We start from the raw sequence: 24,539 nt of genomic DNA on the forward strand, positions 1-24,539 counted from the left end.
TTCCCCCACCCCTGAATGTCGCTCCGACCGGCGGAAACAACACATCATCCCGTGAAAAACGCCGGAGCGCCCATCCGAGGACGGATGGGCGCTCCGGTGGGTTGCGCCAAGGGCGCGATCAGCGCTTGCTGTACTGCGGGGCCTTGCGGGCCTTCTTGAGGCCGTACTTCTTCCGCTCCGTGGCGCGCGCGTCACGGGTCAGGAAGCCGGCCTTCTTGAGGGCCGGGCGGTCGTCGGCGTCGACCTCGACGAGCGCGCGGGCGATCGCCAGGCGCAGCGCACCGGCCTGGCCGGAGACGCCGCCGCCCTTGAGGTTGGCGAAGATGTCGAACGAGTCCGGCTTCTCGACCGTGACCAGCGGCTCGCGGATGAGCTGCTGGTGCACCTTGTTCGGGAAGTACTCCTCGAGGGTGCGGCCGTTGAGCTTGAACTCACCGGTGCCCGGGACGACCCGCACGCGGACGACGGCCTCCTTGCGGCGGCCGACGGTCTGGGCGTTGCCACCGGCGGCACGCGACGGACGCGGCGCGGCGGGGGTCTCGCTGGTCGCGACGGCGCCGGTCTCGGTCGCCTCGGTGGCCTCGACGACCTCGGGGGTCTCGGTCTCGGTGCTGGTCACAGACTGTTCCTCACTCACTGCGCGACCTGCGCGATCTTGGTGATCTCGCGCGCCTGCGGCTGCTGCGCGGCGTGCGGGTGCTGCGGGCCGGCGTACACCTTCAGCTTCTTCGCCTGGGCGCGGCCGAGCTTGTTCTTCGGCAGCATGCCCTTGACGACCTTCTCGACAAGGTGCTCGGGCTTGGTGTCCAGCAGCTCGCCGAACGAGCGCTTCCGCAGACCGCCCGGGTAACCGCTGTGCCGGTACGCGAACTTCTGCTCGCGCTTGTTTCCGGTGAGCGCGACCTTCTCGGCGTTGACGATGATGACGAAGTCACCGGTGTCCACGTGCGGGGCGTAGGTCGGCTTGTGCTTGCCGCGCAGCAGCGTGGCGACCTCGGTCGCCAGCCGTCCGAGCACGACATCCTCGGCGTCGATCACGTGCCAGGCACGAGTGACGTCGCCGGGCTTGGGGCTGTACGTGGGCAAGGGTCTACCTCGTCGTCAACATTGCGTGTGGGTTCTGTGCGGGCCTAGCGCTTACGCGCCGCAGCGCACAACGACATATGAAGATACCCCCACGGTCACCGCACCCGCGCATCGGGGGTGGTGGAAGCGCCCATATTAGGCTCCGAGCGGCCCGGGCGCAGCGGGGACTCTACCGGAATTTTCCCGCCGAAGCGCCTGCACGCGCCGCCGCGGCAGGCGAGGATGGGGCCATCCACGACCAGGCGAGCAGGGGACGGCATGAGCAGACGACCGACGGCGATCTTCGTCCTGGGCGCCGTGCTGGCCCTGGTCAGCGCCTGCGGCACGGCGAAGGCGGGCACCGCCCTGCCGAAGGGCGACGACGCGGCGGACTACGTCGGGGCCAAGTTCGAGCAGGTCATCGGCAAGCTGTCGGACGCCATCACCGGCTCGCGCGACGTGACCAACTCGCTGGACGCCTACTTCAAGTTCGACGACAAGTGGATCCACAGCACCGTGACGTCGGCGCGCACCGGCAGCCCGGAGAGCCGCGCGGTGCGGCACCGGTCGCAGAAGAACCCGGACGAGATCATCGACACGTACACGCCGGCGGACGGCGCGGTCGAGTACACCTACCTCGGCCCGATGTACGTGCAGAAGGGCGTCTCGCCGACGGCGTGGGTGTCGATGCCGAAGCCGGAGGGCGGCTTGGTCTTGCCGTGCGCCTGGGGCGGGGTGCTGACGCCGTGCCGGATGGCGGACTCGACGGTGGAGGCGTACGAGGCCGACAAGCGGGCGGTCCGCGGGGCGAAGAGCCTCGGCGACGGCAAGACCGCGCTGACCGTGAACGTGCCGTTCGGGATCTTCGTCAAGGACAAGGTCGAGATCCTGCCGCCGAGCATCACCGGCCAGGTCGGGCCGGAGCTGAAGAAGGCGGCGGTCCCCGCGACGATCACGCTGAACCCGGACGGCAGCCTCGCCTCCTTCGTGATGGAGGCCAAGTTCGCCGGCGACGGGCACCAGATCGAGCTCAAGTACGAGTTCCGGTTCACCGGCAAGGCGAGCCTGCAGGACATGCCCAAGCTGCCGGACGCGAGCCAGATCACGGTGCTGCCGGACCGGGCGGCGATGGACGACTTCTACCGCAGGCTCGGCGAAGCGCAGGGCAGCTGAGTGACCACGACCCGAGGTGATCTCCGATGACCCAGCAGCCCGACCCGCAGCAGTGGTGGCAGCCGCCGTCGAACCCACCGGGCAGCGCCGGGCAGGCGCCGCAGCCTGGCGCGTGGCAGCCGGAGCAGCAGGCGACCGGCCCGCACCCCGGGCAGTGGCAGCAGACCGCGGACCCGGCGGCCGGGCCGGCGGCGGGGCCAGCGGCGGCCGGGTCGGCCACCGGCCCGTGGCCCCCGGGGCCGTCGGGCTCGTTCTCCGGGCCGTGGCAGCCGGGGCAGGGCAGCGGCCCGTGGCAACCGGGGCAGGGCGGCGGGCCGTGGCAGCCACCGTCCCAGCCGTCGCCGCAGCAGGCGCCGCCTACGCCCGGCCACGGCCAGCCGCAGTACGGCGGCGGGTTCCAGGGGTTCCAGCAAGCGCAGTACGGCGGCCTGGGCGCGTTCACGCCGGAGAAGAAGCCGCGGTCGAAGAAGCCGGCGCTGATCGCGGTGGCGGCGCTCCTGGTCCTCGGGCTCGGCGGCGGTGCGGCGTGGATGGCGGGGGTGTTCCGCGGGGATGTGCTGGACCAGCAGTCCCTTGAGGACGGTGTGGTGAAGGTCCTGAACGAGAACTACGGCGAGCCGGACGTGAAGAACGCCCAGTGCCCGTCGAACGAAGCGGCGCAGAACGGGACGACGTTCGACTGCACGGTGACGATCGGCGGGCAGCAGAAGAAGGTGACCGTGCGGGTGCTCAACGACCGGCCGGAGTACGAGGTCGGCGCGCCGCACTGAGGTTCGCGATCCCTTGCCCCGCAACAGAAAACGGCGGGCCCCGCACCGGAGTGCGGGCCCGCCGTGGTTTCCGGGGCTAGCGGCTCAGAACAGGCCTTCGACGGCGTTGTCCGTGGCCTGGTAGCCGTCGGCGATCTGCGGCAGGGCGGCGGCGATCTGCGCCAGAACCTGCTTCAGGTCCTCGAACTTCTGGTCCCAGGTGCGCTGCGCCGCGTCGTACTGCTCCTTCGCGGAACCGGTCCACGTGGTGACCAGCGGCTTGAGGTCGTCCTTCAGGCGGTCGAAGGCGGTCTGCAGCTCGCCGCCGGTCTGGGTGCAGTCGTCGGCGGCCGCGCGGATGGTGGCGTAATTGACGAGAATGCCGGGGGCATCGGGCATGATGAGCTCCTTTTGTGCGGAGGAAGTTCAGGGGTGTTCGGGAAAGATCGGGGTGGCACTCAGCCGAGCTGGTCGAAGCCCGCGTTGACGGCGCTGAGGATCTCCTGCTGCTGCTGCTCGGAACGCTCGTACTTCGAACCGGCCTCGCGGAGCAGCTCACCGATGCGCTGCAGCGCCTGCGCCATGCCGCGGGCGTCGTCGTCGAACCGCATCATCACGTGGTCGAACGCCTTCTTCGCCTCACCCTGCCAGCCGGCGCGGGTAGCCTCGATGCGGTCGCGCAGGGTCGCGAGGTTCTGGTCCATCTGCGCCCGGACCTCGGTCACCTTGCCTTCGGCGTCGGTGAACTGGGCAACTGTCCCTTGAAAACCAGGCCCACCGCTCATGTCGGGACCCCCTTCTGTGATGTGGAGTTTGGCCGCAACCAAGCTTGTTCGTTCGTACGGCCCTACGACGCAGACACTGCCATGTCCGGTTCCCCCTTGTCGTGGTTTGCCCGGAAGTAGTTGCTTGCGTTAACGCCCGCGCCGGGAACCGATCGCCGCGGGTATCCGGAGGTGTCCCCGAACCGGTGGGGCGTCACCCGGAAATGCGTTCGCTACCAGCGGGATTAGCACGCGCACAGCGACCGCGGCGCGGTTTCACTGATCGCGCTGCAGAATTCGCATCTGGGAAAAGTCTTCGTCGTCGTCACCCGATCGAGGGGCTCGCGCGGGAGATTGCGAACGCGAAGGAACCGGATCGGGAACCGCCAGCCCGCGCGCGCGGCGGAACCGTTCGGCGGCCGCGCGCAGCGTGCCCGGTGTCGGGTCGCCAGACTTCGCGCCGCGGCCGCTCTGCTTCAGGAGGTCGGCGTTTTCGCTGTGGTGACGCTGGTTCCGCGCCTTCGCGGTCCCGGCGACCCGCCGCGCGTGCGTCACCGCGTCCTGGCCGGCCCGCCGGAAGGACGCCGCGGCGCTTTCGAACTCTCCGGACGGCACCGCGTGCCCGCCTCTCAGTTGAGGATTTCGACGGTGCGCACGGCCTGCGCGCACGCGGTACCGACCCGGCTCCGCAGCCCGGCCGTGGCGTACTGGCAGCCGACGTGCACCCGGATCCGGCCCTTCGCCACGACGTACCAGTCGACCTGGAGGTCGGGCCGGTCCGGCTTGCTCTCGTGGTAGCCGATCACCGTCTTGCCGGCGTAGGCCAGGTTCGGGTCGAACGCGCTCCAGCGGGTGGGGTCGCCGTCCGCGCTGCGCTTGAGCTCGTCGACGAGCTTCTGCGGGTCCGCGGTCGCGTCGTAGTCCATCACGTACTCCTGCGCGACCAGGAGGTCGTTGCCGCCCGGGGACTCCTGCGGGTGGATGACGACCTGCCGCTCGGCGACCCGGTCGTCGGTCTGCACCCAGTCCAGTGGCGCGACGAACTTGAAGTTGTACTGCGAGAGCGTCCGGCCGGTCTCGCCCTGGTCCCCCGAGCCGCGGAACACGAAGATCCCGGCGACGACGAGCGCGGCCACGACGACCACCGCGACCGCGGCGGCGCCCCACAGCTTCCGGCGGCTCTTCCCGGCCGGTTCGGGTGCCGGCCGGACCCCGGACTTCGGGCCCGGCTGGGCGGGCTGGCCGGCGGGCGGCGTCCACGGGCGGGCCGCCGGACGGCCGGGCGGCGGTGCCGGGCGGTTCGCGTTCGGCGGGAACCCGCCCGGTGCGGGCGGCGTGCGCGGCGGGGCCGGGCGCGGGGCGACGTCGCCGGGCCGGACGACCTCCGTGCGCTGGGCCGCCGGGCCGGCCGCCGCCGCGCCCAGCCGCGCCATCGCTTCGCCGGGCAGCGCGCCGGTGCGGTCCGGGTCCACCAGCACCGCCCGCAGCGCGCCGCGCGCGACCACCGTCTCGGGCTGGTCGAGGCTCGTCGGCACGACGCCGGTGCGTTCGTGCACCAGCCGCGAGATCATCGGGATCCGGCTGGACCCGCCGACCAGGAAGATCGCCGTGAGCTGCTTCGGCCGCAGGCCGGCGTCGCCGATCGCGGCGACCGTCAGCTCGACGGCCCGGCCCAGCGGCGCCGCGATCAGCCGTTCGAGGTCCTCCCGGGTCACGTGCGCGTCGGCGAACGGCGGCGGCATCGGCACGTCGGTGTAGGCGTGCCGCGACAGCGTCTCCTTCGCGCCCCGCACGTCCTGGCGCAGCACGCGGCGGCGGCGCCGGTCCACCAGCTCGCGCCCTTCGACGAGCTGGCGCCACGCGTCCGGGTCCGCCGCGGCCACCAGGGAACCGATGTGCTCCAGCAGCGCCTGGTCGATGTCCGCGCCACCGAAACCGGGGTCGCCGCGGGTGGCGAGCACCTGGAAGCCGCCGCGCTGCGGACGGCCGGCGCGGTCCCGCCCGGTGTCCGGCGGCAGCCGCCGCACCACGCTGACGTCGACCGTGCCGCCGCCGAGGTCGAGCACGGCAAGCGCGTCGCCGGGGCGGCCGCTGAACTCCACGGTGCGGTCGTTCGTCACTTCCTGCGGCGCGAACGTCGCCGCGTGGTACACCGCCGCCGCGACCGGCTCCGGCACCAGCGCGACCTCGCGCGCCAGCCCGCCCGCGGCCTGCCGCAGCAGCCGGGTGCGGATCGCGCCCCAGTCCGCCGGGTGGGTCAGCACCAGCAGGTCGACCTCGGCCTCACCGGCCAGCCGGCGCGCCTCGGCCACCGCGCGGCCCAGCACCGCGTGCACGACGTCGGTGACCCGCAGGACGGACTCGCCGAGCAGCAGCTCGCCCTCGTCGATCCGGCGCTTCGGGTTCGGCTCGTACCGCGACGGGTCGACGGCCGCCTGCCGCTCGGCCTCCTGGCCGACGAACAGCGTGCCGTCCGCCGCCGCGTACACCGCCGAGGACATCAGCGGCTGGCCGTCGATCACCACGACCTGCGGCTCGCGCCCGTTCACCGAGGCGACGACGCAGGTGCTCGAGGTCCCGAAGTCCACCGCAACCCGGACCGTCACCAGCAGCTCCCGCACATTTCGTCGCGCTCCCCCGCGCCCCGCCCGCGGAACGCCTCGATGGGGAGGAACCTACCTCCCGCACCGGGGCGCCCCGTCGTCGTGTTCAGTCGGGCTGGATCCACGAGACCTGGATGAGCTGCTTGCCGAACTTGCGGGTGAGCATGTTGCCCCGGCCCGGCGGCATCGCGGACGGCTTGATGTTGCCGACCAGCGCGCCCTCGTCCCGCGAGCCGTTCATCACCATGCCCGGCGCCGCGATCTCCTTGAGCTTGCCGATGATCGGGTCGTACATCGCCTTGCTCGCGCCACCGGTGCGCCGCACGACCACCAAGTGCAGGCCGACGTCCTTGGCCTGCGGCAGGAAGTCGGAGATCTTCCGCAGCGGGTTGGTGCTCGACGTCGCCACCAGGTCGTAGTCGTCGACCAGGATGAACAGCTCCGGGCCCTTCCACCACGACCGCGTCTTCAGCTGCTCCTGCGTGACGTCCGGGCCCGGCAGGCGCCGGGTCATCGAGTTGAAGACGTCGTTGATCATGCTTTCCAGCTGTGCCGCCGAAACCGCGTACCCGAGCAGCGAGTCGCCCTGGACGAACCCGAGCATCGTGCGCCGGTAGTCGACCAGCAGGATGAGCCCTTCCTTGGCGGTGTACCGCTCGGAGATGCCCCGGGCGATCTGCCGCAGCAGGTTCGTCTTGCCCGACTCGCCGTCCGCGAACGCGTAGAAGTGCGGCTCGGCGTTGAAGTCGAGGTAGATCGGCTGCAGGTCCTCTTCGTTGACGCCGATCGGGATCAGCTTGGAGTCCCGCGCGGAGTCGAGCTTGAGCACCTCTTCGTAGGTGATCAGCTCCGGCAGCAGGCGGACCTGCGGCGCGACCCGGCCGCGCCAGGCGCCCTTGATCTTCGCCACCGCGTCGGCCACGCCGGCCGCGATCGTCTCCGGGTCGCTGGAACCGTCGATCCGCGGCAGGCCGCCCAGCATGTGCAGCTTTTCGCGGGTCATGCCGCGGCCCGGCCGCCCGGCCGGCACGTTCACCGCGATGCGGCGGTCGATGTCCGACTCGGTCGGGTCACCGAGGCGCAGCTCGAACCGGGTGCCGATCATGTCCTTGATCGCCGGGCGGATGTCGGCCCACCGGTTGGCCGCGATGACCACGTGCACGCCGTAGGACAGACCCTGCGTGGCGAGCCGGGTGATCGTGGCCTCGAGCTCTTCGAAGTCGTCGCGCAGGGCCCGCCAGTTGTCCACGATCAGGAACGCGTCGCCGAACGGGTCCTGCTCCGGCCGGATCTCGCCGCGGCGCTTGCGGTTGCGGAACTCGGTCATCGAGTCGATGCCCATCGCCCCGAACCGGCCTTCGCGCTCGGTGAGCAGGGTGGTCAGCTCGGCCACGATCCGGCGGGCCTTGTCCGGCTCGCGCCGGGCCACCGCGACCCCGCCGACGTGCGGCAGGTCCGCGAGCCCGGCCAGGGTGCCACCACCGAGGTCGAGGCAGTAGAACTGCGCTTCCTCCGGCGTGTGCGTCAGCGCCATCGACATGATCAGCGTGCGCAGCATCGTCGACTTGCCGGTCTGCGGACCGCCGACGATCACGCCGTGCCCGGCCGCGCCGGAGAAGTCCGCCCACAGCGGGTCACGCCGCTGCTCGTACGGCCGGTCGATGATGCCGAGCGGCACCTGCAGCCGCCCGTTGCCGAAGAAGCCCACCGGGGACAGGCCGCGGTCGTCGGTCGGGTTCAGGTTGGGCAGCAGGGTGTCGAGCGAGTTCGGGTCCTTCAGCGGCGGCAGCCACACCTCGTGCGCCGGCGGGCCCTGGCCCACCAGCCGCGACACGATGACGTCCAGCTCGCTGGGTTCGACCGCCTCCTCCGACTGCGGCGCCGCGGCCACCGGGGCGGCCTCGACCTGCTGCGGCTCCGGCTCCTTGGGCAGCTCGACGAAGTCCGGGACGAACAGCTGCGGCCGCTTGTCCGCGCGGACCACGGTCGCCGCCGGACCGGCCGCCTTCAACCCGGCCGGCCGGTACGGGCCCGAGACGTAGGACGCCTTGAACCGCACCAGCGTCGACGTGTCGTACTTGAGGTACCCGCCACCGGGGACCGACGGCAGCTCGAACGCGTCCGGCACGCCGATCGCGGCGCGGGATTCCGCGGCCGAGAACGTCTTGAGGCCGATCCGGTACGACAGGTGCGAGTCCAGGCCGCGCAGCTTGCCTTCTTCGAGGCGCTGCGAGGCGAGCAGCATGTGCATCTGCAGCGACCGGCCCAGCCGGCCGATGGCGACGAACAGGTCGATGAAGTCCGGCTTCGCGCTCAGCAGCTCGGAGAACTCGTCACAGACGATGAACAGCGCGGGCAGCGGGTCGAGGTCGGCGCCGTTCTCGCGCGCTTTCTCGTATTCCCAGACGTTCTTGAAGTTGCCGCCGTTCTTCAGCGCTTCCTGGCGGCGGTTCATCTCGCCGGCCAGCGCGTCCTTCATCCGGTCGACCAGCGTGACCTCGTCCGCGAGGTTGGTGATGACCGCGGAGACGTGCGGGGCCTTGTCCAGGCCCAGGAACGTCGCGCCACCCTTGAAGTCCACCAGGACGAAGTTGAGCGTGGACGACGAGTGCGTGGCCAGCAGGCCCAGCACCAGGGTGCGGAGGAACTCGGACTTGCCGGAACCGGTCGCGCCGATGCACAGGCCGTGCGGGCCCATGCCTTCGGCGGCGGCTTCCTTGATGTCCAGCTCGACCGGCTGGCCGTACTCGCCGACGCCGAACGGCACGCGGTAGCGGTCCCGGATCGGCCGCGGCCGCCACGCCTGCTGGACGTCGAACGTCATCGGGTCGCCCGGGATGCCGAGCAGCTCCAGCAGCGACGGGTTGGACAGCAGCGGCTCTTCGTCACCGACGTCCTGGCCGGCGGCACCGCCGACGCGGTAGGGCGAAATGAGCCGGGCCAGCGACTCGGTCTCGACCAGGCTGAGGGTGTCCGGGCGGCCGAACCACTCGACACCGCCGGCGCTGCGCGCGCCCAGCCTGTCGGGCTCCACGACCAGCCGGAGGCCGCGGCGGGCGGCGAGGTTGCCGAGGGAGTCGGACAGGTCGATCAGCGTGACGCCGACCAGCCCCTCCTCCAGGACGATCTGTTCTTCGCGGGTGACCTCGGCGTCGTCGATGATGATGACGACGTGCGGCTGGTCCGGCGCCGGCGTGGCGTTGCGGGAGAAACGCTGGCGGTCACGCAGTTCTTCGTCGAGCCAGTCTTCGATCTGGGCCAGCGAACCGGCCATCATGCGGAGCTGGCCGATGCCGTCCGACAGCGTGGGGTGCTGGACGTGCGGCAGCCACTTCGCCCACTCCCACTCCTCCTTCGCGCGGCCCGCGGTGGCGACCGCGATCAGCACGTCGTCGGGGCTGTGGAAGGAAACCAGCTGCGCGAGCATCGCGCGGGTGAGGCCGCGGGTCAGCGCGCGCTCGCCCTGCATGCTGACCGCGGCGAACCCGCGGAGGGTGATCTGGGTCGGCAGGTCCGGCACGATCGAGTGCGCGCGCACGAACCGGCGCAGCGCGAGGGTGGCGATCGGCTCCAGCTCGTCGACCGGCCCGGTCTGCGGCGGGACCAGCCGCGTGGCGAGGCGGTGCGAGCTGCGCCCGACGCGCAGGTGCAGGAAGTCCTGGTCGTTCTGGCGGCGCTCCCACATGCGGCGGCTGGCGGCCAGCGACCAGAGGGACTGCGGGTCGGGGTGGACCCATTCCAGTGCGGCGCGCTGGTCGACCATCGCCTCGCGGGCGCGGTCGCGCATCTGGCCCAGGTAACGCAGGTAGTCCTTGCGGTCTTCGTCCATCTCGGCGCGCTTGGCGCCGCCGCCCTTGCCGCCACCGCCCGCCATCATCCCGAGCGTCCCGACGACCATCATGCCGCCCATGGCCATCATCATCGGGTTCCGCCCGCTGGCGGTGAACATGAAGACCATCATCCCGATCGACGCGAAGATCATCACGATCGGCAGCGCCTTCATCACGATGTTGCCGGGGATGACCCGGGGCACCTCGGGCGGCGGCTCGAGGTGCACCTCACCGCCCGGCGGCCGCGGTGCCGCCAGCCGCGGCGACTTCTTGAACTGCAGCGTGCTCATCGAAGGACCCCTCTTCAAACTCGACGATGGCGGCCACCGCGTTGGGTGCAAGGTGCGCGGAACAACCTATCGAACGCCGCGGGCGAATTCCGGCGGATGCCGGAACACCTCGTGAACCCGTGACGACCTCGCCTCGCGAGTGTACGACGGGCCACCGACAGTAACGGCGTCCTCGGGCCGGTGAGCTGCGGCCGACGGTGATTTTCGGACGTTCGGTGCTGCCCGCGGGGTGCTTCGGTATAAGTTCCCCCGGGAGACGTCTCATCAGAGCGGGGGCAGTGCAGTGGCTACGGGCACGACAGTTTTCAGCAGGGTGACGGTCGTCGCGCCCTCCACGCGGATCGACGTCGCGCTGCCCGCCGACGTCGCGGTGGCCGACCTCCTGCCGATGCTCCTGGACATGGCCAAGGAGACCTCGCCCGACGGCGGCGCCCGGCACGGCGGCTGGGCGCTGGCGAAGCTCGGCGACGCCCCGCTCGACCCCAGCCGGACGCTGGCTTCGCTCGGCGTGGTCGACGGCGAGCTCCTGCAGCTGCGCAAGCGCAACGAGAACCCGCCGCCGCCGTTGTACGACGACGTCGTCGACGCCATCGCGGAGTCCTCCCCCGACAGCTTCCGCCCGTGGACCAAGGAGACCGCGAACCGGTTCGGGCACATCGCCGGCGGGCTGGCGCTGTTCGCCGCCGCCGTCGCGCTGTTCATGAGCGGCTCGCTCTACGGCGGCAGCGCGCTGGGCGCGGCCATCGCCGGCGGCATCGGTGCCGTCGCGTGCGTCGCGGTCGGCGCGACGCTCGCCAAGGGCTACCAGGCGGAGCAGACCGGCGTGCTGATCGCCGCGGCGGGCGGCCTGCCGCTGGCCTTCGTCAGCGGCTTCTACATCGTGCCCGGCCTGTCGATGCGGGCGAACCTGCTGCTCGGCGCGGTGCTGGTGATCATCGTCGCCTCGGTCTGCATCATGGTGATCGGGGCCGGCATCACGACGTTCATCGCGGCGGCCACCGCGGGCACGTTCGGCGGCCTGGCCTTCCTGTTCGGCACGCTGGTCGCGCACCCCGCGGCCGGGATCGCGGCCGGCACGGTCGCGGTCGCCCTCGCCTGCATCTCGATCCTGCCGCGGGCCACGATCTGGCTCGCGAAGCTGCCGCTGCCGCACGTCCCGAGCAACGCCGAAGAGCTGAAGGAAGACTCCGGCTTCCCCGACTACCGGGCGATCGAGCGCCGCACGGCGGTGGCGCACAACTACATGACCGGCCTGATGGTCGGCTGCGGGGCCACCGTCGCGGTGGCCGCGATCATCGCCGCCACCGCGCCCGGCGCGTTCGGGATCATCCTCGGCGTCGTCGCGACGCTCGTCCTGCTGCTGCGCGCCCGCGCGTACGCCAACGGCAGCCAGGCGATCGCGCTGCTCACCACCGGCCTGGTCTCGGCCACCGGGATCGCCGTCGGCTGGCTCGTCTCGGCCGGCGCGCAGTACCGCCTGCTCTACGTCTTCGGTGTGCTGATCCTGCTGGCCGCCGGGGCGCTCGTGGTCGGCGTGATCTTCCCGAACCAGCGGTTCTCGCCGCCGCTGCGGCGCACCGTGGAAATCATCGAAGCGGTCTGCATCGCCTCGGTGCTGCCCCTCGCCCTGGGTGTGATGGACCTCTACACCACCCTGCGGCACCTGAACTTCAAGTGACCGGATCGGGTGAATCTCCGATGGCAGCAGCACGGCGTCCCGGCGCCACCCGGCGGACCACGACGGCCCTGCTGGCCGGCACGATCGGCCTCCTGTCGCCGCTGACGCTCGCGGTGCCGGCGTGGGCGCAGGCCGCGCCGGCGGACGGCTACTTCGCGACGCCCCCGCCGGTCGACATGGGCAAGCTGATCCCGGACTCGGGCCAGCCCGACAAGAAGTACAAGCAGACGAAGGGCTGCGTGCAGCGCAGCACCCTCGGCCAGAACATCGAGATCAAGAACCGCCCGTGGGGCCAGGAGTACCTGCAGATCTCCAAGGCGCAGGACATCGTCAAGGCGGCCACCGGCAGCGCCGGCGGCGGCGTCAAGGTCGCGGTGATCGACACCGGCGTGACGAAGCACCCGTGGTTCCAGGACCGGCTCAAGTCCGGCGGCGACTACGTGGCCACGCCGACGAAGGGCCAGCAGCCGGGGCTCGAGGACTGCGACGGCCACGGCACCGAGGTCGCCGGGATCATCGGGGCGAAGCCGGACAACCCCGAGGTCGGGTTCGTCGGCGTCGCGCCGGACGCCACGATCGTGTCCTACCGCCAGCTCAGCGAGAACTACGAGCCGGACACGTCGACCTCGACGCCGCCGGCGAGCAGCACCGGGGGCACGCCGTCGTCGAGCACCAGCCCGCCGCCGGGCGGTGGCGGCGGCAGCGGGGAAGGCGACCGGACCTCGCCCGGGCAGTCCAACGGCGGCCGCCAGCTGGAGAAGGCGGGCACCGCGGGCACGCTGAAGACGCTGGCCGAGATCATCCGCGGCATCGCCGACCGGCACGAGGCCGACGTGATCAACATGTCGGTCGACAACTGCCGCCCGGCCACCGGCTCGATCACCGAAGGCGAGCAGCAGGTCCAGGCGGCCGTGCACCTCGCGGCGCAGGCGGGCATCGTGGTCGTCGCGGCGGCCGGCAACGCGACGGACACCTGCCCGCAGAACGACCAGCCGGACGCGCGCAAGCCGAAGACGATCGTGACGCCGCCGTGGTTCGCGGACGACGTCCTGTCGGTCGGCGCGATCGACGAGACCGGCGGCGTGGCGCAGTTCAGCGTGCACGGCCCGTGGGTCGGCGTCGCGGCCCCCGGCACGAAGATCATCTCCCTCGACCCGGCCGAGGGCTCCGGCAGCCTGGCGAACCTGACGTTCGAAAACGGCGACAAGGCCAGCGAAATCCAGGGCACGAGCTTCGCGGCGCCGTACGTCGCGGGCTTGGCGGCGCTGGTGAAGGCGAAGTACCCGCAGCTCGACGCCAAGGGCATCATCAACCGGATCAAGGAGACGGCCCAGCACCCGGCGGCCCCGGGCGGCCGCGACAACTTCGTCGGCGCCGGCGTGGTCGACCCGGTGGCGGCCCTGACGCAGGTCCTGCCGTCGGAGGTGGGCAACCAGGCCCCGATCCCGGCCCCGCAGCTGGCCCAGCTCCCCCCGGCCAACGACCACAGTTCGACCCCGGTGATCGTGGCACTGGCCGGCACCGCGGGCGGCGTGCTGGCGTTGCTGATCACGCTGTTCGTGATGCACACGATCCGCCGCAACCGCCCGGCGGAGACGGACACCCGCCGCCGCTGACCCACCCGTGATCAGCCGGGCATCTCGCGTGATTGAGCGGGCATCACCCGTGATCGGAGGGGCATCACGCGTGATTGGGCGGGCATCACACGAGATGCCCCTCCAGACACGTGTAAAGCCCCTTCAGACACGCGCGATGCCTCTGCAAGCCCGCGTGATGCCCGTTGGGGGCCGGGTTACTTCGCGGGTGGGGCTGGGGGTTTCTTCGGCGGCGGGTTCTCGTCTTCGCCGATGACCGGGGGTGCGACCAGGCCGGGCTCGCCCAGCAGCTCCGACGGCTTCGTGACCGGGCGGGTTTTGGACGCGCGGCGGCCCTGGCCGCCGCCCATGCCGATGGCGCCGAAGCCCATCATCGGCATCATCGGCATTCCCGACGACGAGCTGGGGTGGTCGTCCGCCGCGGGCGGGGCAGGCGGTGCGTCGGCGGGCTGGGCGGGGTCGACGGTTCCCGCGCCCGTGTGGCGGCCTTCCGCCGGGCCGCTCGCCGAAGACGGCGTCATGACCTCGTCGGCCGGAGCATCGGCCGAGGCTGCGTCGTTCAGCGCGTCGTCGTGGAGCTTGAACTTCTCCTGCGGGTAGCGGTGGCGGATCTCGATGGTGCGGGACGCCGCGTCGGGATCGTCGACGCCGTCGCAGAGGCGGTCGAACGCCTCCAGCACGTCGCGGGCCGTCTCGAACAGCGCCTTCGCCGAGTCCTGCGTCTCCTGCAGCTGCGCCCGCGCCCGCTTGGTGCCGCCGCTCGGGAGGAGCATCGTCTCCGATGTCAGCTCCGCCGCGTCCACCAGCACTTCCACCAGGTCCACGACGATGTGGCGCAGCGTCGTCACCAGCTCGTCGAGCGCAGCCGCCAGGGTGGTGAGCGCCTCCTGGAGGTCGCCGCCCGCCGCGCCGATCTCGCGCATGTACGTCACGAACGCGTCCGCGTCGCGGCCTTCCCAGCCCGCGTCGAGGCGGCCGAGCTGGTCGTCGAGGCGGGTGGAGACGTCGGCTGCGGCCGAGGCCGCCTCGCGCAGCCGGTCCGCTTCGGCGCCGAGGTCGGCCCAGCGGCCGAGCAGCGGGCGGAAGTACGTCTCGACGGGGTCGATCAGGCCGAGCTGCTGCGCGAGGTCCGACAGGTACCCCAGGTAGGGCTCGGCGGCCGCGGTGAGGTCCTCGCCGCCGGGGGCCACGGCCGTCATCCGAGCCGCCCGGCGCGCTTGATCAGTTCGGCGGCTTCGGCGTCCTGGCCGCCGTGCCGGACCGTCACCTGCCGCAGCGCCTCCGCGGCCGACCGCAGCGCCTCCGCGCCGTCGGCCAGCTGCCGCCGCAACGCGCCCGCGGCCCGGCCGTAGGACGCGCCGAGGCCGATCTGCGCCCCCAGTGTCCCGTAGGACTCGTCGGTGACGTCGCCGCCGACCTCGGCCGCCGCCGCGTCCAGGTCGTCCGCGGCGGCCTCGGCCGTCACGGCGTACCCGGCGACCACGACGGCGTCCATCCTCAAACCGGCCACGGCACCTCCGCTCGCCAACCCCACTCTCGAGCGTGGGACGCCCGCCGGGGCCCGGCGGTTCCGCTCAGTTCCCCGGCTGCGCGGCCGCCGTCGGGTACGTGCCCGCGTTCGGGTCGATCGGCACCGAGTCGAACTGCCGCAGCACGTCCTGGGTGTTCAGCGACGCCCCGGTCGGCAGCAGCCCGATGATCGACTCGGGCGCGGGCTGCCGGTTGTTCAGGCCGATCGCGTCCGCGGTCTGGGCGTCCGGGACGCTGTAGCGGACGCCGCGGTCGGAGATCAGCTGGATCTGCCCCTTGCCGAAGCTGGCCTTGCCGGTGGCCGACTGGACCACCGCGGCGAAGCCGGGCTTCAGGTAGAAACCGTTGAGCGGCACCCGGTTCGGGCCCGGCGTGGTCACCGTCATCGGGGTGAACCGGTCGCCGGCGCTCTTCTGGCCGGGCAGCTGCGTGTCGACGTACACCGAGGTGTGCCCGTCCTGGTCCGGGCCGGACCCGACCAGCGACCAGCCCAGGCACGCGACCGACGAGTTCTTCGTCGCGTCGAGGACCGTCGGCACCGAGCGCGGGAAGTCGTCGACCGGGATGTAGTCGGGATCCGCGGGCTGCATGACGTGCACCCCGGCGAGCTTGTCGAGGCCGAGCGTCTGGATCTTGCCGGAGCTGCCGTTCTTCGCCACGCGGATGATGTCGGCCACCGCGTTCGACACGCGCTGGATGCCGCTGCGGGTGATCGCCCAGTAGTTCAGCGTCGTCTCGCCGGCCTGCTGCGTCGCGAAGACGTCGCCGACCGTCAGGCCGTCGAAGTCCGCCGGGGTCTGGCCGTTCGCGATCTTCGGCGGGCTCAGCTTCGCGACCTCGGGGATCGCGTTCAGCAGCCCCTGCGTGATCTTCCGCGGCGCCGGCGGCAGCTGCAGCGCCGTCCGGACGGCGTCGTTCGGGTTGTCGACGTCGATCTCGGCGCGCACGGTGTTGGCGTTCGGCCGGTTCCGCGAGCTGGGCAGCCGGTAGACGAGGTAGGTCTTGCCGTTGTCGGCCTTCGCCAGCAGCGCCTCGTTCTCGCCCAGCTCGGCGCCGAGGCCGCCGGGCGCGACGCCGCCGAAGACGTAGGTGTTGGTCCGGCCGGTGTCGGGGTTCGGCAGCGACGGATCGAGCTGCACCTGGTCGCAGACGGCCCAATTCGCGGAAATCCGCTGGGAATCCGTCGGGATCAGCTGCGGGCCGTCCGGAATACCGGTCAGTTTGTCGCGGGGAATGTCCTTCAGCTGCTCGTCGGAAACGACCGTGGGATTCTTCACACTCGCCGCGCCCGCCGCGGCGGGCTGGGCGGGCGCCGCGGTCGCGCCACCGGTGCCGCCGCCGGGCTGCTTCGACTGCGCCAGCAGGAGAAGCCGCGCCGAAGCGAGGTTGAAGGTCGGGATCAGCTTCTTCGGGTTGCCCGTGACGACGTACACCGTGCCGGACTGCTCGCCGATCACGATGTTCCCGGCCGCCGGCACCGAAGGCGCCGGGCTGAGCAGCCCCCAGACGACGAACACGATCATGCCCAGCGCCCCCAGCACGACACCGACGATCGTGGCCCGCGTGTGGGTGCGCATCGGGTCGTGCAGCATCACCGCGTCCCGCCGGACCAGCGCCGACTGCATCCGCCGCAGGACGAACTGGTACGCCTGGACCTGAGACTTAGTCGTGGGTGTTGATGGCATTCTCGACCTACAGCTCTCCCCGTCGCGGTACGGTTCCGCAGGATAGCCGTACGGGGACCGTCTGGTGTGGGGTTTCTACCAACTCAGGCTAGGGTCGGGCACCCCGGGACCCGGCTTCCGGGTATGCAGCAAGCACGAGGGGAAGAGAAAGCGGCGATGTCCGTCACCAACCCGCCACGCCCGCCCGGCCCGCCCGGGCCCCCGCCGCCCGGACGCCAGCCGGGCCCGCCGCCGCGGCCGGGCAGACCCGGTGGTCCGGGCGGGGTGCCGGGCGGACCCGGCGGCCCCGGTGGCGTTCCCGGTGGCCCGGCTGGAAGCCCGAGCGGACCACACGCCGTCCCCGGCGCACCCGGAATGCCCCCGCGCGGTCCCGGCGGCCCCGTACCCGGCCCGGGCGGACGTCCTAATGGGCCCGGCGGTCCCGTGCCCGGCGGTCCCGGCGGTCCCGGCGGCGGCGGTCCTGGTGGCCCCGGTGGGCCTGGTGGTCCTGGTGGGCCTGGCGGCCCGGGCGGACCCGGCGGCGGCTCCGGCGGCCCGCAGGGGCCCGACGACAGCAGCCCGGCCGCTCCCCCGGCCGGCGGCGCGACCCGGATGGCGCCGCCCGCGCGGCGCCGCTCCTCCGGTGTCACCCTCGGCCCGCTGCCCGTGGCCAACCTCGTCGTGCTCGAAGTCGGCCTCGCGATCGGCCTGGTGCTGCTCGCCATCGACATGAAGCTGAAGTGGATCGGCGTCGGCATCGTCGGCTTCGCCCTCATCGTCGCGCTGCTGCGCTGGCGCGGCCGCTGGTTCACCCAGTGGGTCGGCCTGACGCTGCGCTACTCCTTCCGCTCGCACGACCGGGTCGCGAACCCGCTGCCGCCGAGCACCGTCGAGGAGCTGGCCGCCGAAGAGACCACGGTGACCGGCCCCGACGACGCCCGCGTGAACCTGCTGCGCCTCGCCGTGCCCGACCTCGTCGTCGCGCACGGCGTCGACCACGAACGCCAGCAGGTCGGGCTCGCCTGGAACGACGGCACGTGGACGGCGGTGCTGCTCGTCGAGCCGGCACCGGCGTTGATCACCCAGGCCGACGGGGCCCCGAGCCTGCCGCTGTCGGCGCTCGCCCCCTGCCTCGAGGACCGCGGCGTGGTCCTCGACTCCATCCAGATGATCTGGCACTGCTACCCGGGCAGCGCGGCGCTGCCGTCGGACTCGCCGGCGCTCAGCTCCTACATGGAGGTGCTGGGCCCGCTGCCCGCGGCGGCGCGGCGAACGACGTGGGTGGCGATCCGGCTCGACCCGCGGCGCTGCCCGGCGGCGATCCGGGAACGCGGCGGCGGCGTGGTCGGCGCCCACCGCGCGCTGATCGGCGCGCTGTCCCGCGTCCGGAACGCCTTGGAGTCCCAGGGCGTGCCCACGCGGCCGCTCGACCCCGACGAGCTGCTGCGGGCGAGCATCTCGGCCGCCGAGCTGACCGCCGTGGCCGGTTCGCCCGCCAAGGTGACGCTGCAGGAACGCTGGTCCGGCGTGACGGCGGCCGGGATCGGGCACGCGAGCTACGCCATCACCGGCTGGCCGAAGGGCAAGGTCAGCAGCAGCCTGAACGCGCTGACGAGCGTCCGCGCGCTGTCGGCGACGCTGGCGATGTCGATCTCGCCGGCGTCCGACGAAGGCAAGATCGGGCTGCGCGGCGTGGTCCGGCTGAGCGCCCGCAACCCGCGTGAGCTCGACGCCGCCGACCAGCGGCTGCACGGGCTGTCCGAGCGGCTGGGGGTGGACCTGACCCCGCTGCGCGGCCTGCAGGTCTCCGCGTTCGCCGCGACGTTGCCGATCGGAGGTACGGCATGAGCTCCCGCGTCCGCGACGCCGGGCAGAACAGCGGGGTGGCGCCGGAGTTCACGGTGGACCCCGCGATGCTCGACGCGATCAGCCCGTCGGGCGACCGCGGCGGCATCGTGCTCGGCTCGGGCCTGAAGGGCGAGCCGCTGACGATCTCGGCGCTGCGCTCGACGCCGACGCGCATCGTGCTGGTGGGCGGGCTGTACCTGGCCCGCCAGGTCGCCCTGCGCGCGATGGCCGTCGGCGCGTGGGTCGTGGTGGCCACCGGGCGCCCGACGGAGTGGCAGGTGCTGTCACGGGCGGCCGGCAGCCGCGACGGGCGGCCGTCGCCGCTGGTGCAGATCCGCCGGCTCTCGCCGGTCGAGCTGCCCCGGCCGTCGGAGGACGCGCCGCTGCTCGTGGTGACGGACGGCGGCCCGACGCCGCAGGACCTGTTCCCGCCCCGCTCGCCGTGGCAGACGACGGTGTACGTGCTGCCGTACCTGCACCCGCAGGCGGGCATGACGGCCAACGCGGCGGACCTGGTGCTGATGCAGCGCCTCCCGGCCGGCCAGGCCGAGCTGGCGGGCCGGATCTGGAACCTGCCGCCGCAGATGATGCGCCAGCTGACGATGCTGAAGGACGACCAGGTGGTGGCTCTGGGCCGCAACCTCTGGCGCCCCCTGCGCCTGGTCACGACGAGCAAGGAACAACAGCTCCTGGGCCCGGTCCGCCGCGGCGACTGACCCTCACCCCTCGTGAGTGAGAAACAGTGTTCTAACACTGTTTCTCACTCACGACGGGGTGGTGCGGATGTTGCGGGTTTGGGCGGCGCGGGCGGCGAGTTCGGTGTCCGGGGGGTAGTCGACCGCGGTGAGGGTGAGGCCGTGGGCCGGGGCCACCGCGCTGTCGCGGATGCCGCTCTCCAGGACCTTCGACGGCCAAGCGTCGGAGCGGCGGCCGTCGCCGACCAGGAGCAGGACCCCCACCAGGCTGCGGACCATCGAATGGCAGAACGCGTCCGCCGAGACGCGGACCTCCAGCAGGTGGTCGTCCACCCGCTCCCACTCCAGGCGCTGCAGCTCGCGGATCGTCGTGCCCGTCTCGCGCTGCTTGCAGTACGCCGCGAAGTCGTGCAAGCCCAGCAGTTCCGCCGCCGCCGCGTTCATCGCGTCCGTCGACAGTGGACGGTTCCAGGCGAGGGTGTCGTTGCGGCGCAACGGGTCCACCCCCCAGGGCGCGTCGGAGACCCGGTAGCGGTAGTGACGGCGGATCGCCGAGAACCGGGCGTCGAACCCCTCGGGGGCGATCCGGGCGCCCAACACCCGGACGTCACCCGGCAGGAGGCGGTTCCAGCGGCCCGCCATCCGCGTCAGGTCCGGGATGCCCTCCGCCGACACGGGAATCCGGCCGGAAGGCGCAGACAGGGGCACCACGTCGACGTGCACCACCTGGCCGGTCGCGTGGACGCCGGCGTCCGTGCGGCCCGCCACGACGACGGACTTCGGGACCGCGGCTCCCGGCGGCTGCTTCTGCAGCGCCTCCTCCAGCAGCCCCTGGACCGTCCGGCGGCCCGGCTGGCGGGCCCAGCCCGAGAAGTCCGTGCCGTCGTAGGAGACGTCCAGGCGCAGACGAACGAGCCCGCCCTCCCCGAGGGGAGTGGCGGGCTCGTCCGGTGTCGAATCGGCCGTCAGGACGTCAGTCCTTCTTGGCGTCCGCGTCCGCGTCGTCCGAAGCCGGGGCTTCGGTCTCGGCAGCAGCGGCGGTGTCCTCGGCCGGAGCCTCCTCGGCGGCGGGCGCCTCGGTGGTCTCCTCGGCCACCGGGGCGGCGGCCTTCTCGTCCTTCGCGAACTTCGTCTTGCGAGCACGCTCGGCTTCCGAAGTCACCGTCTTCTCGGCCACCAGCTCGATGACGGCCATGGCGGCGTTGTCGCCCTTGCGCGGCATCGTCTTGGTGATCCGGGTGTAGCCACCCGCGCGCTCCGCGAAGTGCGGACCGATCTCCGCGAACAGCTTGTGCACGACGTCCTTGTCACGGACGACCTTCTGCACCTGACGACGGTTGTGCAGGTCGCCCCGCTTCGCCTTCGTGATCAGCTTCTCGGCCAGCGGGCGGACCCGGCGGGCCTTCGCCTCGGTGGTCGTGATCTTGCCGTGCTCGAACAGCTGCGTGGCCAAGTTGGCCAGGATCAGCCGCTCGTGCGCGGACGACCCGCCGAGCCGGGCTCCCTTGGTAGGGGTGGGCATTGGTTCTCCTAGTTCAGCTCACAGCGTCCAGGCACACGGCCTCAGAGCTGCTCGGTCTCTGCGTAGTCCTGGCCATCGTCGTGGCCGTCCGAAATCCCGTCGGCGATGCCACCGACACCCTCCGACCAGCCTTCACCGTCGTAGCTGGCGGCCGCCGCGGTCGGGTCGAACCCGGGCGGGCTGTCCTTCAGCGCGAGGCCGAGGCCGACGAGCTTGAGCTTGACCTCGTCGATCGACTTGGCGCCGAAGTTGCGGATGTCGAGCAGGTCCGCCTCGCTGCGCGAGACGAGCTCGCCCACCGTGTGGATGCCCTCGCGCTTGAGGCAGTTGTACGACCGGACGGTGAGGTCCAGGTCCTCGATCGGCATCGCGTAGGCGGCGATGGTGTCCGCCTCCTGCGGCGACGGGCCGATCTCGATGCCCTCGGCGTCGACGTTCAGCTCGCGGGCGAGACCGAACAGCTCCACCAGCGTCTTGCCGGCCGACGCGACCGCGTCGCGCGGCGTGATCGACGGCTTGGTCTCGACGTCCAGGATCAGCTTGTCGAAGTCGGTGCGCTGCTCGACACGGGTGGCCTCGACCTTGTAGGTCACCTTGAGCACCGGCGAGTAGATCGAGTCGACCGGGATCCGGCCGATCTCCGCGCCCGCCTGCTTGTTCTGCAGGGCCGGAACGTAACCGCGGCCGCGCTCGACGACGAGCTCGATCTCGAGCTTGCCCTTGCCGTTCAGCGACGCGATGTGCAGATCCGGGTTGTGCACGGTGACACCCGCCGGCGGCACGATGTCGGCCGCCGTGACCTCACCCGGGCCCTGCTTGCGCAGGTACATGGTGACCGGCTCGTCCTCTTCCGAGGACACCACGAGCTCCTTGAGGTTCAGGATGATGTCGGTGACGTCTTCCTTCACCCCGGGAACGGTGGTGAACTCGTGCAGCACGCCGTCGATGCGGATGCTCGTCACGGCCGCGCCCGGGATGGACGACAGCAGCGTACGACGCAGCGAGTTGCCGAGCGTGTAGCCGAAGCCGGGCTCCAGCGGTTCGATGGTGAACCGGGAGCGGGTCTCGTTGACCGTCTCTTCGCCGAGAGCCGGCCGCTGGGAAATCAGCATTTCTTCCTAATTCCTTTCCAGACGACGCCCGCCATATGACGTCGAAGGGATGGCGCGGCGGCGGCGCACCTGTTGCGCCGCCGCCCGTACTCCAGCCAGGGCCGGACTACTCTGCTTTCTGGGGCAAGCCCCAGACCCCAAATCTAAAAACTACTTGGAGTAGAGCTCGACGATCAGCTGTTCCTGAACCGGAACGTCGATCTGCGCACGCTCCGGGAGCTGGTGGACCAGCACGCGGAGGTTGGACTGGACGACCTGCAGCCACGCCGGGATCGGGCGGTCGCCGAAGGACTCCTTGGCCACGACGAAGGGCAGCATCGCGAACGACTTCGGCCGCACGTCGATGATGTCCCACTTCGAGACCTGGAACGAGGGAACGTTGACCTTGACGCCGTTGACCAGGAAGTGGCCGTGGCTCACCAGCTGGCGCGCCTGGCGGCGCGTGCGGGCGATGCCGGCGCGGTAGATCACGTTGTCCAGGCGGGACTCGAGGATCTGCAGCAGGTTCTCACCGGTCTTGCCCGGACGCCGGACGGCTTCCTTGTAGTACCGGACGAACTGACGCTCGAGAACGCCGTAGGTGTAGCGAGCCTTCTGCTTCTCCTGCGACTGCAGGAGGTACTCGGACTCCTTGATGCGCCCGCGGCCGTGCTGGCCCGGCGGGTAGGGGCGACGCTCGAAAGCCTGGTCGCCGCCGATGAGGTCAACCTTGAGGCGACGCGAAATACGCGTCGCGGGGCCGGTGTAACGAGCCATTTCTTCTTACTCCTCCCCGTTCCTCAGACCCGGCGCCGCTTGGGCGGGCGGCAGCCGTTGTGAGGCTGCGGGGTCACGTCCTGGATGGTGCCGACCTCGAGGCCGGCCGCCTGCAGCGAGCGGATCGCCGTCTCGCGGCCCGAACCCGGGCCCTTCACGAAGACGTCGACCTTCTTCATGCCGTGCTCGGCGGCCTTGCGGGCAGCGTTCTCGGCGGCCATCTGCGCGGCGAACGGGGTGGACTTGCGCGAGCCCTTGAAGCCCACGTGCCCACTCGACGCCCACGCGATCACGGCACCGGTCGGGTCCGTGATCGAGACGATGGTGTTGTTGAAGGTGCTCTTGATGTGCGCGTGACCGTGCGCGACATTCTTCTTTTCCTTGCGGCGGACCTTCTTGGCCCCGGCCGCAGTACGAGACTTCGGTGGCATGTTCTGAGGGTTCTCCTGTTAGCGCGCGTTCTCTTGGTGAGCGGCGACCGCTTCGGCCTGGCCGCGCCGGATGATCGAACCGGCGTCGGTGTACAGGTTGCGGAGCGCCATCGGGCGGGCGTAGAGCGCCTTGGGCGAGACACAAGCCGAGCCGCGGCGGTGAACGCCACCCATCTGCACGACCTTCTTGCCCTGGACGCTCACTTCTTGCCAGCCTTCTTCTTGCCGGCGACCGTCTTCTTCGGACCCTTGCGGGTGCGGGCGTTCGTCTTGGTGCGCTGACCACGGACGGGAAGTCCGCGGCGCCAGCGAAGGCCCTCGTAGCACCCGATCTCGATCTTCCGACGGATGTCGGCGTTCACCTCACGGCGAAGGTCACCCTCGACCTTGAAGTTCTCTTCGATGTACGTACGCAGCTTCGCGAGGTCGTCATCGCTGAGGTCCTTGACGCGGGTGTCCGCGTTGAGCTCGGCAGCCTTGATGAGCTGCTTCGAGCGGGTACGGCCGATGCCGTAGATGTAGGTAAGCGCGATCTCCAACCGCTTTTCGCGGGGGAGGTCTACGCCAGCGAGTCGTGCCATTGGCGCTGATGCTCCTTCATTGAATTCATCTCCAGGTCTGCTCCCCGTCCGGTTCCGGGACCGACTCGCCTGTCGTGCCCTCGGCTTGCGCCTCGGGTGTCCCAGCCCCGGCCTGAAGTCCGGGGGTGAACCGGTTCACTCACGTGAACCGGCAGGTGCGGGGAGGTTGTGTAGCCGTCAATCCACTCTGGTCGAGTGCTGGATGATCAGCCCTGCCGCTGCTTGTGCCGCAGGTTCTCGCAGATCACCATGATCCGGCCGTGACGGCGGATCACCTTGCACTTGTCGCAGATCTTCTTGACGCTCGGCTGGACCTTCACGTCTTCTGCTCTCCTGTTAGCCGCTCTTCGTGATCACTTGTAGCGGTAGACGATGCGACCACGAGAGAGGTCGTAGGGCGAAAGCTCCACGACAACCCTGTCCTCGGGCAGGATGCGGATGTAGTGCTGCCGCATCTTGCCGCTGATGTGAGCCAGGACCTTGTGGCCGTTCTCCAACTCGACGCGGAACATCGCGTTGGGGAGCGGCTCGACTACGCGGCCTTCGACCTCGATGGCCCCGTCTTTCTTCGCCATGTCCTCCGCATTTCCTTTGTCGAACTCTGCCTTGTCAGCAGCGTCTGTCGCCACACCCGTGATCAACCTGAGCACTAG

Annotated in this window: 25 protein-coding genes; 6 read left to right on the top strand and 19 right to left on the bottom strand. The window is 71.2% G+C overall.

The features are described 5' to 3' along the window. Nucleotides 1-118 precede the first annotated feature (118 nt). Together rpsI and rplM are read right to left on the bottom strand one after the other, a co-directional pair. Nucleotides 119-619: a 30S ribosomal protein S9 gene (rpsI, locus tag OO60_RS13675; protein ID WP_004560139.1), complete on the bottom strand. Its 501-nt coding sequence runs from the start codon at nucleotides 617-619 to the stop codon at nucleotides 119-121. Nucleotides 620-633: 14 nt separating this feature from the next. Further along, nucleotides 634-1,086 (bottom strand): 50S ribosomal protein L13, encoded by a 453-nt coding sequence (gene rplM / locus OO60_RS13680; protein ID WP_004560141.1) that lies wholly within the window; start codon nucleotides 1,084-1,086, stop codon nucleotides 634-636. A gap of 258 nt (nucleotides 1,087-1,344) precedes the next feature. Here rplM and OO60_RS13685 point away from each other — a divergent pair, with 258 nt between their 5' ends. Both OO60_RS13685 and OO60_RS13690 read left to right on the top strand, forming a co-directional pair. Next, nucleotides 1,345-2,238 (top strand): hypothetical protein, encoded by an 894-nt coding sequence (locus tag OO60_RS13685; RefSeq protein WP_004560143.1) that lies wholly within the window; start codon nucleotides 1,345-1,347, stop codon nucleotides 2,236-2,238. Nucleotides 2,239-2,264: 26 nt separating this feature from the next. Continuing rightward, complete coding sequence (locus OO60_RS13690; protein ID WP_033261440.1) at nucleotides 2,265-3,008, top strand: DUF4333 domain-containing protein; 744 nt, start codon at nucleotides 2,265-2,267, stop codon at nucleotides 3,006-3,008. A gap of 84 nt (nucleotides 3,009-3,092) precedes the next feature. Here OO60_RS13690 and OO60_RS13695 read toward each other — a convergent pair whose 3' ends face one another. The 5 genes from OO60_RS13695 to OO60_RS13715 all read right to left on the bottom strand — a co-directional run bounded on the left by OO60_RS13695 (nucleotide 3,093) and on the right by OO60_RS13715 (nucleotide 10,474). Continuing rightward, nucleotides 3,093-3,386 (bottom strand): WXG100 family type VII secretion target, encoded by a 294-nt coding sequence (locus OO60_RS13695; protein ID WP_004559383.1) that lies wholly within the window; start codon nucleotides 3,384-3,386, stop codon nucleotides 3,093-3,095. Between the two features lie 59 nt (nucleotides 3,387-3,445). After that, nucleotides 3,446-3,772: a WXG100 family type VII secretion target gene (locus OO60_RS13700; RefSeq protein ID WP_051767682.1), complete on the bottom strand. Its 327-nt coding sequence runs from the start codon at nucleotides 3,770-3,772 to the stop codon at nucleotides 3,446-3,448. A 255-nt stretch (nucleotides 3,773-4,027) separates the two neighbouring features. Beyond that, nucleotides 4,028-4,366 carry a hypothetical protein gene (locus OO60_RS13705; protein ID WP_033261441.1) on the bottom strand — a complete coding sequence of 113 codons (339 nt, stop codon included), beginning with the start codon at nucleotides 4,364-4,366 and terminating at the stop codon, nucleotides 4,028-4,030. 14 nt (nucleotides 4,367-4,380) lie between these two features. After that, nucleotides 4,381-6,357 (bottom strand): type VII secretion-associated protein, encoded by a 1,977-nt coding sequence (locus OO60_RS13710; RefSeq protein WP_033261508.1) that lies wholly within the window; start codon nucleotides 6,355-6,357, stop codon nucleotides 4,381-4,383. A gap of 103 nt (nucleotides 6,358-6,460) precedes the next feature. Beyond that, a complete protein-coding gene (locus tag OO60_RS13715) occupies nucleotides 6,461-10,474 on the bottom strand; it encodes a type VII secretion protein EccC (RefSeq protein WP_033261442.1) in 4,014 nt (1,337 codons plus the stop codon). Between the two features lie 313 nt (nucleotides 10,475-10,787). Between OO60_RS13715 and eccD the strand changes: the two genes are divergently transcribed. Next, complete coding sequence (eccD, locus tag OO60_RS13720) at nucleotides 10,788-12,152, top strand: type VII secretion integral membrane protein EccD (protein WP_004558894.1); 1,365 nt, start codon at nucleotides 10,788-10,790, stop codon at nucleotides 12,150-12,152. A 20-nt stretch (nucleotides 12,153-12,172) separates the two neighbouring features. Then, the gene (gene mycP / locus OO60_RS13725; protein ID WP_004558895.1) at nucleotides 12,173-13,768 is read left to right on the top strand and encodes a type VII secretion-associated serine protease mycosin; all 1,596 of its coding nucleotides are present in this window, start codon (nucleotides 12,173-12,175) and stop codon (nucleotides 13,766-13,768) included. Between the two features lie 176 nt (nucleotides 13,769-13,944). Here mycP and OO60_RS13730 read toward each other — a convergent pair whose 3' ends face one another. The 3 genes from OO60_RS13730 to eccB form a co-directional block, all read right to left on the bottom strand. Next, entirely contained in the window at nucleotides 13,945-14,946 is a 1,002-nt protein-coding gene (locus OO60_RS13730) for a WXG100 family type VII secretion target (RefSeq protein ID WP_004558896.1), read from the bottom strand. Further along, nucleotides 14,943-15,257: a hypothetical protein gene (locus tag OO60_RS13735; RefSeq protein ID WP_244885522.1), complete on the bottom strand. Its 315-nt coding sequence runs from the start codon at nucleotides 15,255-15,257 to the stop codon at nucleotides 14,943-14,945. The genes OO60_RS13730 and OO60_RS13735 overlap by 4 nt, the downstream gene beginning before the upstream one ends. 64 nt (nucleotides 15,258-15,321) lie before the next feature. Beyond that, nucleotides 15,322-16,962, bottom strand: a complete 1,641-nt coding sequence (eccB, locus tag OO60_RS13740) for a type VII secretion protein EccB (RefSeq protein ID WP_081911197.1) — start codon at nucleotides 16,960-16,962, stop codon at nucleotides 15,322-15,324. Between the two features lie 591 nt (nucleotides 16,963-17,553). On the opposite strand from eccB, the gene eccE reads away from it, so the two are divergent. Beyond that, the gene (gene eccE / locus OO60_RS13745) at nucleotides 17,554-18,789 is read left to right on the top strand and encodes a type VII secretion protein EccE (protein ID WP_051767683.1); all 1,236 of its coding nucleotides are present in this window, start codon (nucleotides 17,554-17,556) and stop codon (nucleotides 18,787-18,789) included. Further along, nucleotides 18,786-19,505 carry a hypothetical protein gene (locus OO60_RS13750; protein WP_004558890.1) on the top strand — a complete coding sequence of 240 codons (720 nt, stop codon included), beginning with the start codon at nucleotides 18,786-18,788 and terminating at the stop codon, nucleotides 19,503-19,505. Before eccE ends, OO60_RS13750 begins: the two co-directional genes overlap by 4 nt. A gap of 48 nt (nucleotides 19,506-19,553) precedes the next feature. On the opposite strand, the gene truA is transcribed toward OO60_RS13750, so the two are convergent. From truA to infA, 9 genes are all read right to left on the bottom strand, one after another. Next, on the bottom strand, nucleotides 19,554-20,384 hold the full coding sequence (gene truA / locus OO60_RS13755; RefSeq protein WP_081656002.1) for a tRNA pseudouridine(38-40) synthase TruA: 831 nt from the start codon (nucleotides 20,382-20,384) through the stop codon (nucleotides 19,554-19,556). Nucleotides 20,385-20,457: 73 nt separating this feature from the next. Further along, entirely contained in the window at nucleotides 20,458-21,006 is a 549-nt protein-coding gene (rplQ, locus tag OO60_RS13760) for a 50S ribosomal protein L17 (protein ID WP_004558888.1), read from the bottom strand. A 41-nt stretch (nucleotides 21,007-21,047) separates the two neighbouring features. After that, nucleotides 21,048-22,118: a DNA-directed RNA polymerase subunit alpha gene (locus tag OO60_RS13765; protein ID WP_004558887.1), complete on the bottom strand. Its 1,071-nt coding sequence runs from the start codon at nucleotides 22,116-22,118 to the stop codon at nucleotides 21,048-21,050. 150 nt (nucleotides 22,119-22,268) lie between these two features. Further along, complete coding sequence (rpsD, locus tag OO60_RS13770) at nucleotides 22,269-22,874, bottom strand: 30S ribosomal protein S4 (protein WP_004558886.1); 606 nt, start codon at nucleotides 22,872-22,874, stop codon at nucleotides 22,269-22,271. 23 nt (nucleotides 22,875-22,897) lie between these two features. Then, nucleotides 22,898-23,305, bottom strand: a complete 408-nt coding sequence (gene rpsK / locus OO60_RS13775; RefSeq protein ID WP_004558885.1) for a 30S ribosomal protein S11 — start codon at nucleotides 23,303-23,305, stop codon at nucleotides 22,898-22,900. Nucleotides 23,306-23,323: 18 nt separating this feature from the next. Further along, complete coding sequence (locus OO60_RS13780; protein WP_004558884.1) at nucleotides 23,324-23,509, bottom strand: hypothetical protein; 186 nt, start codon at nucleotides 23,507-23,509, stop codon at nucleotides 23,324-23,326. Then, nucleotides 23,506-23,886: a 30S ribosomal protein S13 gene (rpsM, locus tag OO60_RS13785; protein WP_004558883.1), complete on the bottom strand. Its 381-nt coding sequence runs from the start codon at nucleotides 23,884-23,886 to the stop codon at nucleotides 23,506-23,508. Before rpsM ends, OO60_RS13780 begins: the two co-directional genes overlap by 4 nt. 206 nt (nucleotides 23,887-24,092) lie before the next feature. After that, nucleotides 24,093-24,206, bottom strand: a complete 114-nt coding sequence (gene rpmJ, locus OO60_RS13790; protein ID WP_004558882.1) for a 50S ribosomal protein L36 — start codon at nucleotides 24,204-24,206, stop codon at nucleotides 24,093-24,095. 33 nt (nucleotides 24,207-24,239) lie between these two features. Next, on the bottom strand, nucleotides 24,240-24,461 hold the full coding sequence (gene infA / locus OO60_RS13795; RefSeq protein ID WP_004558881.1) for a translation initiation factor IF-1: 222 nt from the start codon (nucleotides 24,459-24,461) through the stop codon (nucleotides 24,240-24,242). Nucleotides 24,462-24,539: the final 78 nt, after the last annotated feature.

The sequence above is a fragment of the Amycolatopsis vancoresmycina genome (assembly GCF_000716785.1).
Lineage (GTDB): Bacteria > Actinomycetota > Actinomycetes > Mycobacteriales > Pseudonocardiaceae > Amycolatopsis > Amycolatopsis vancoresmycina.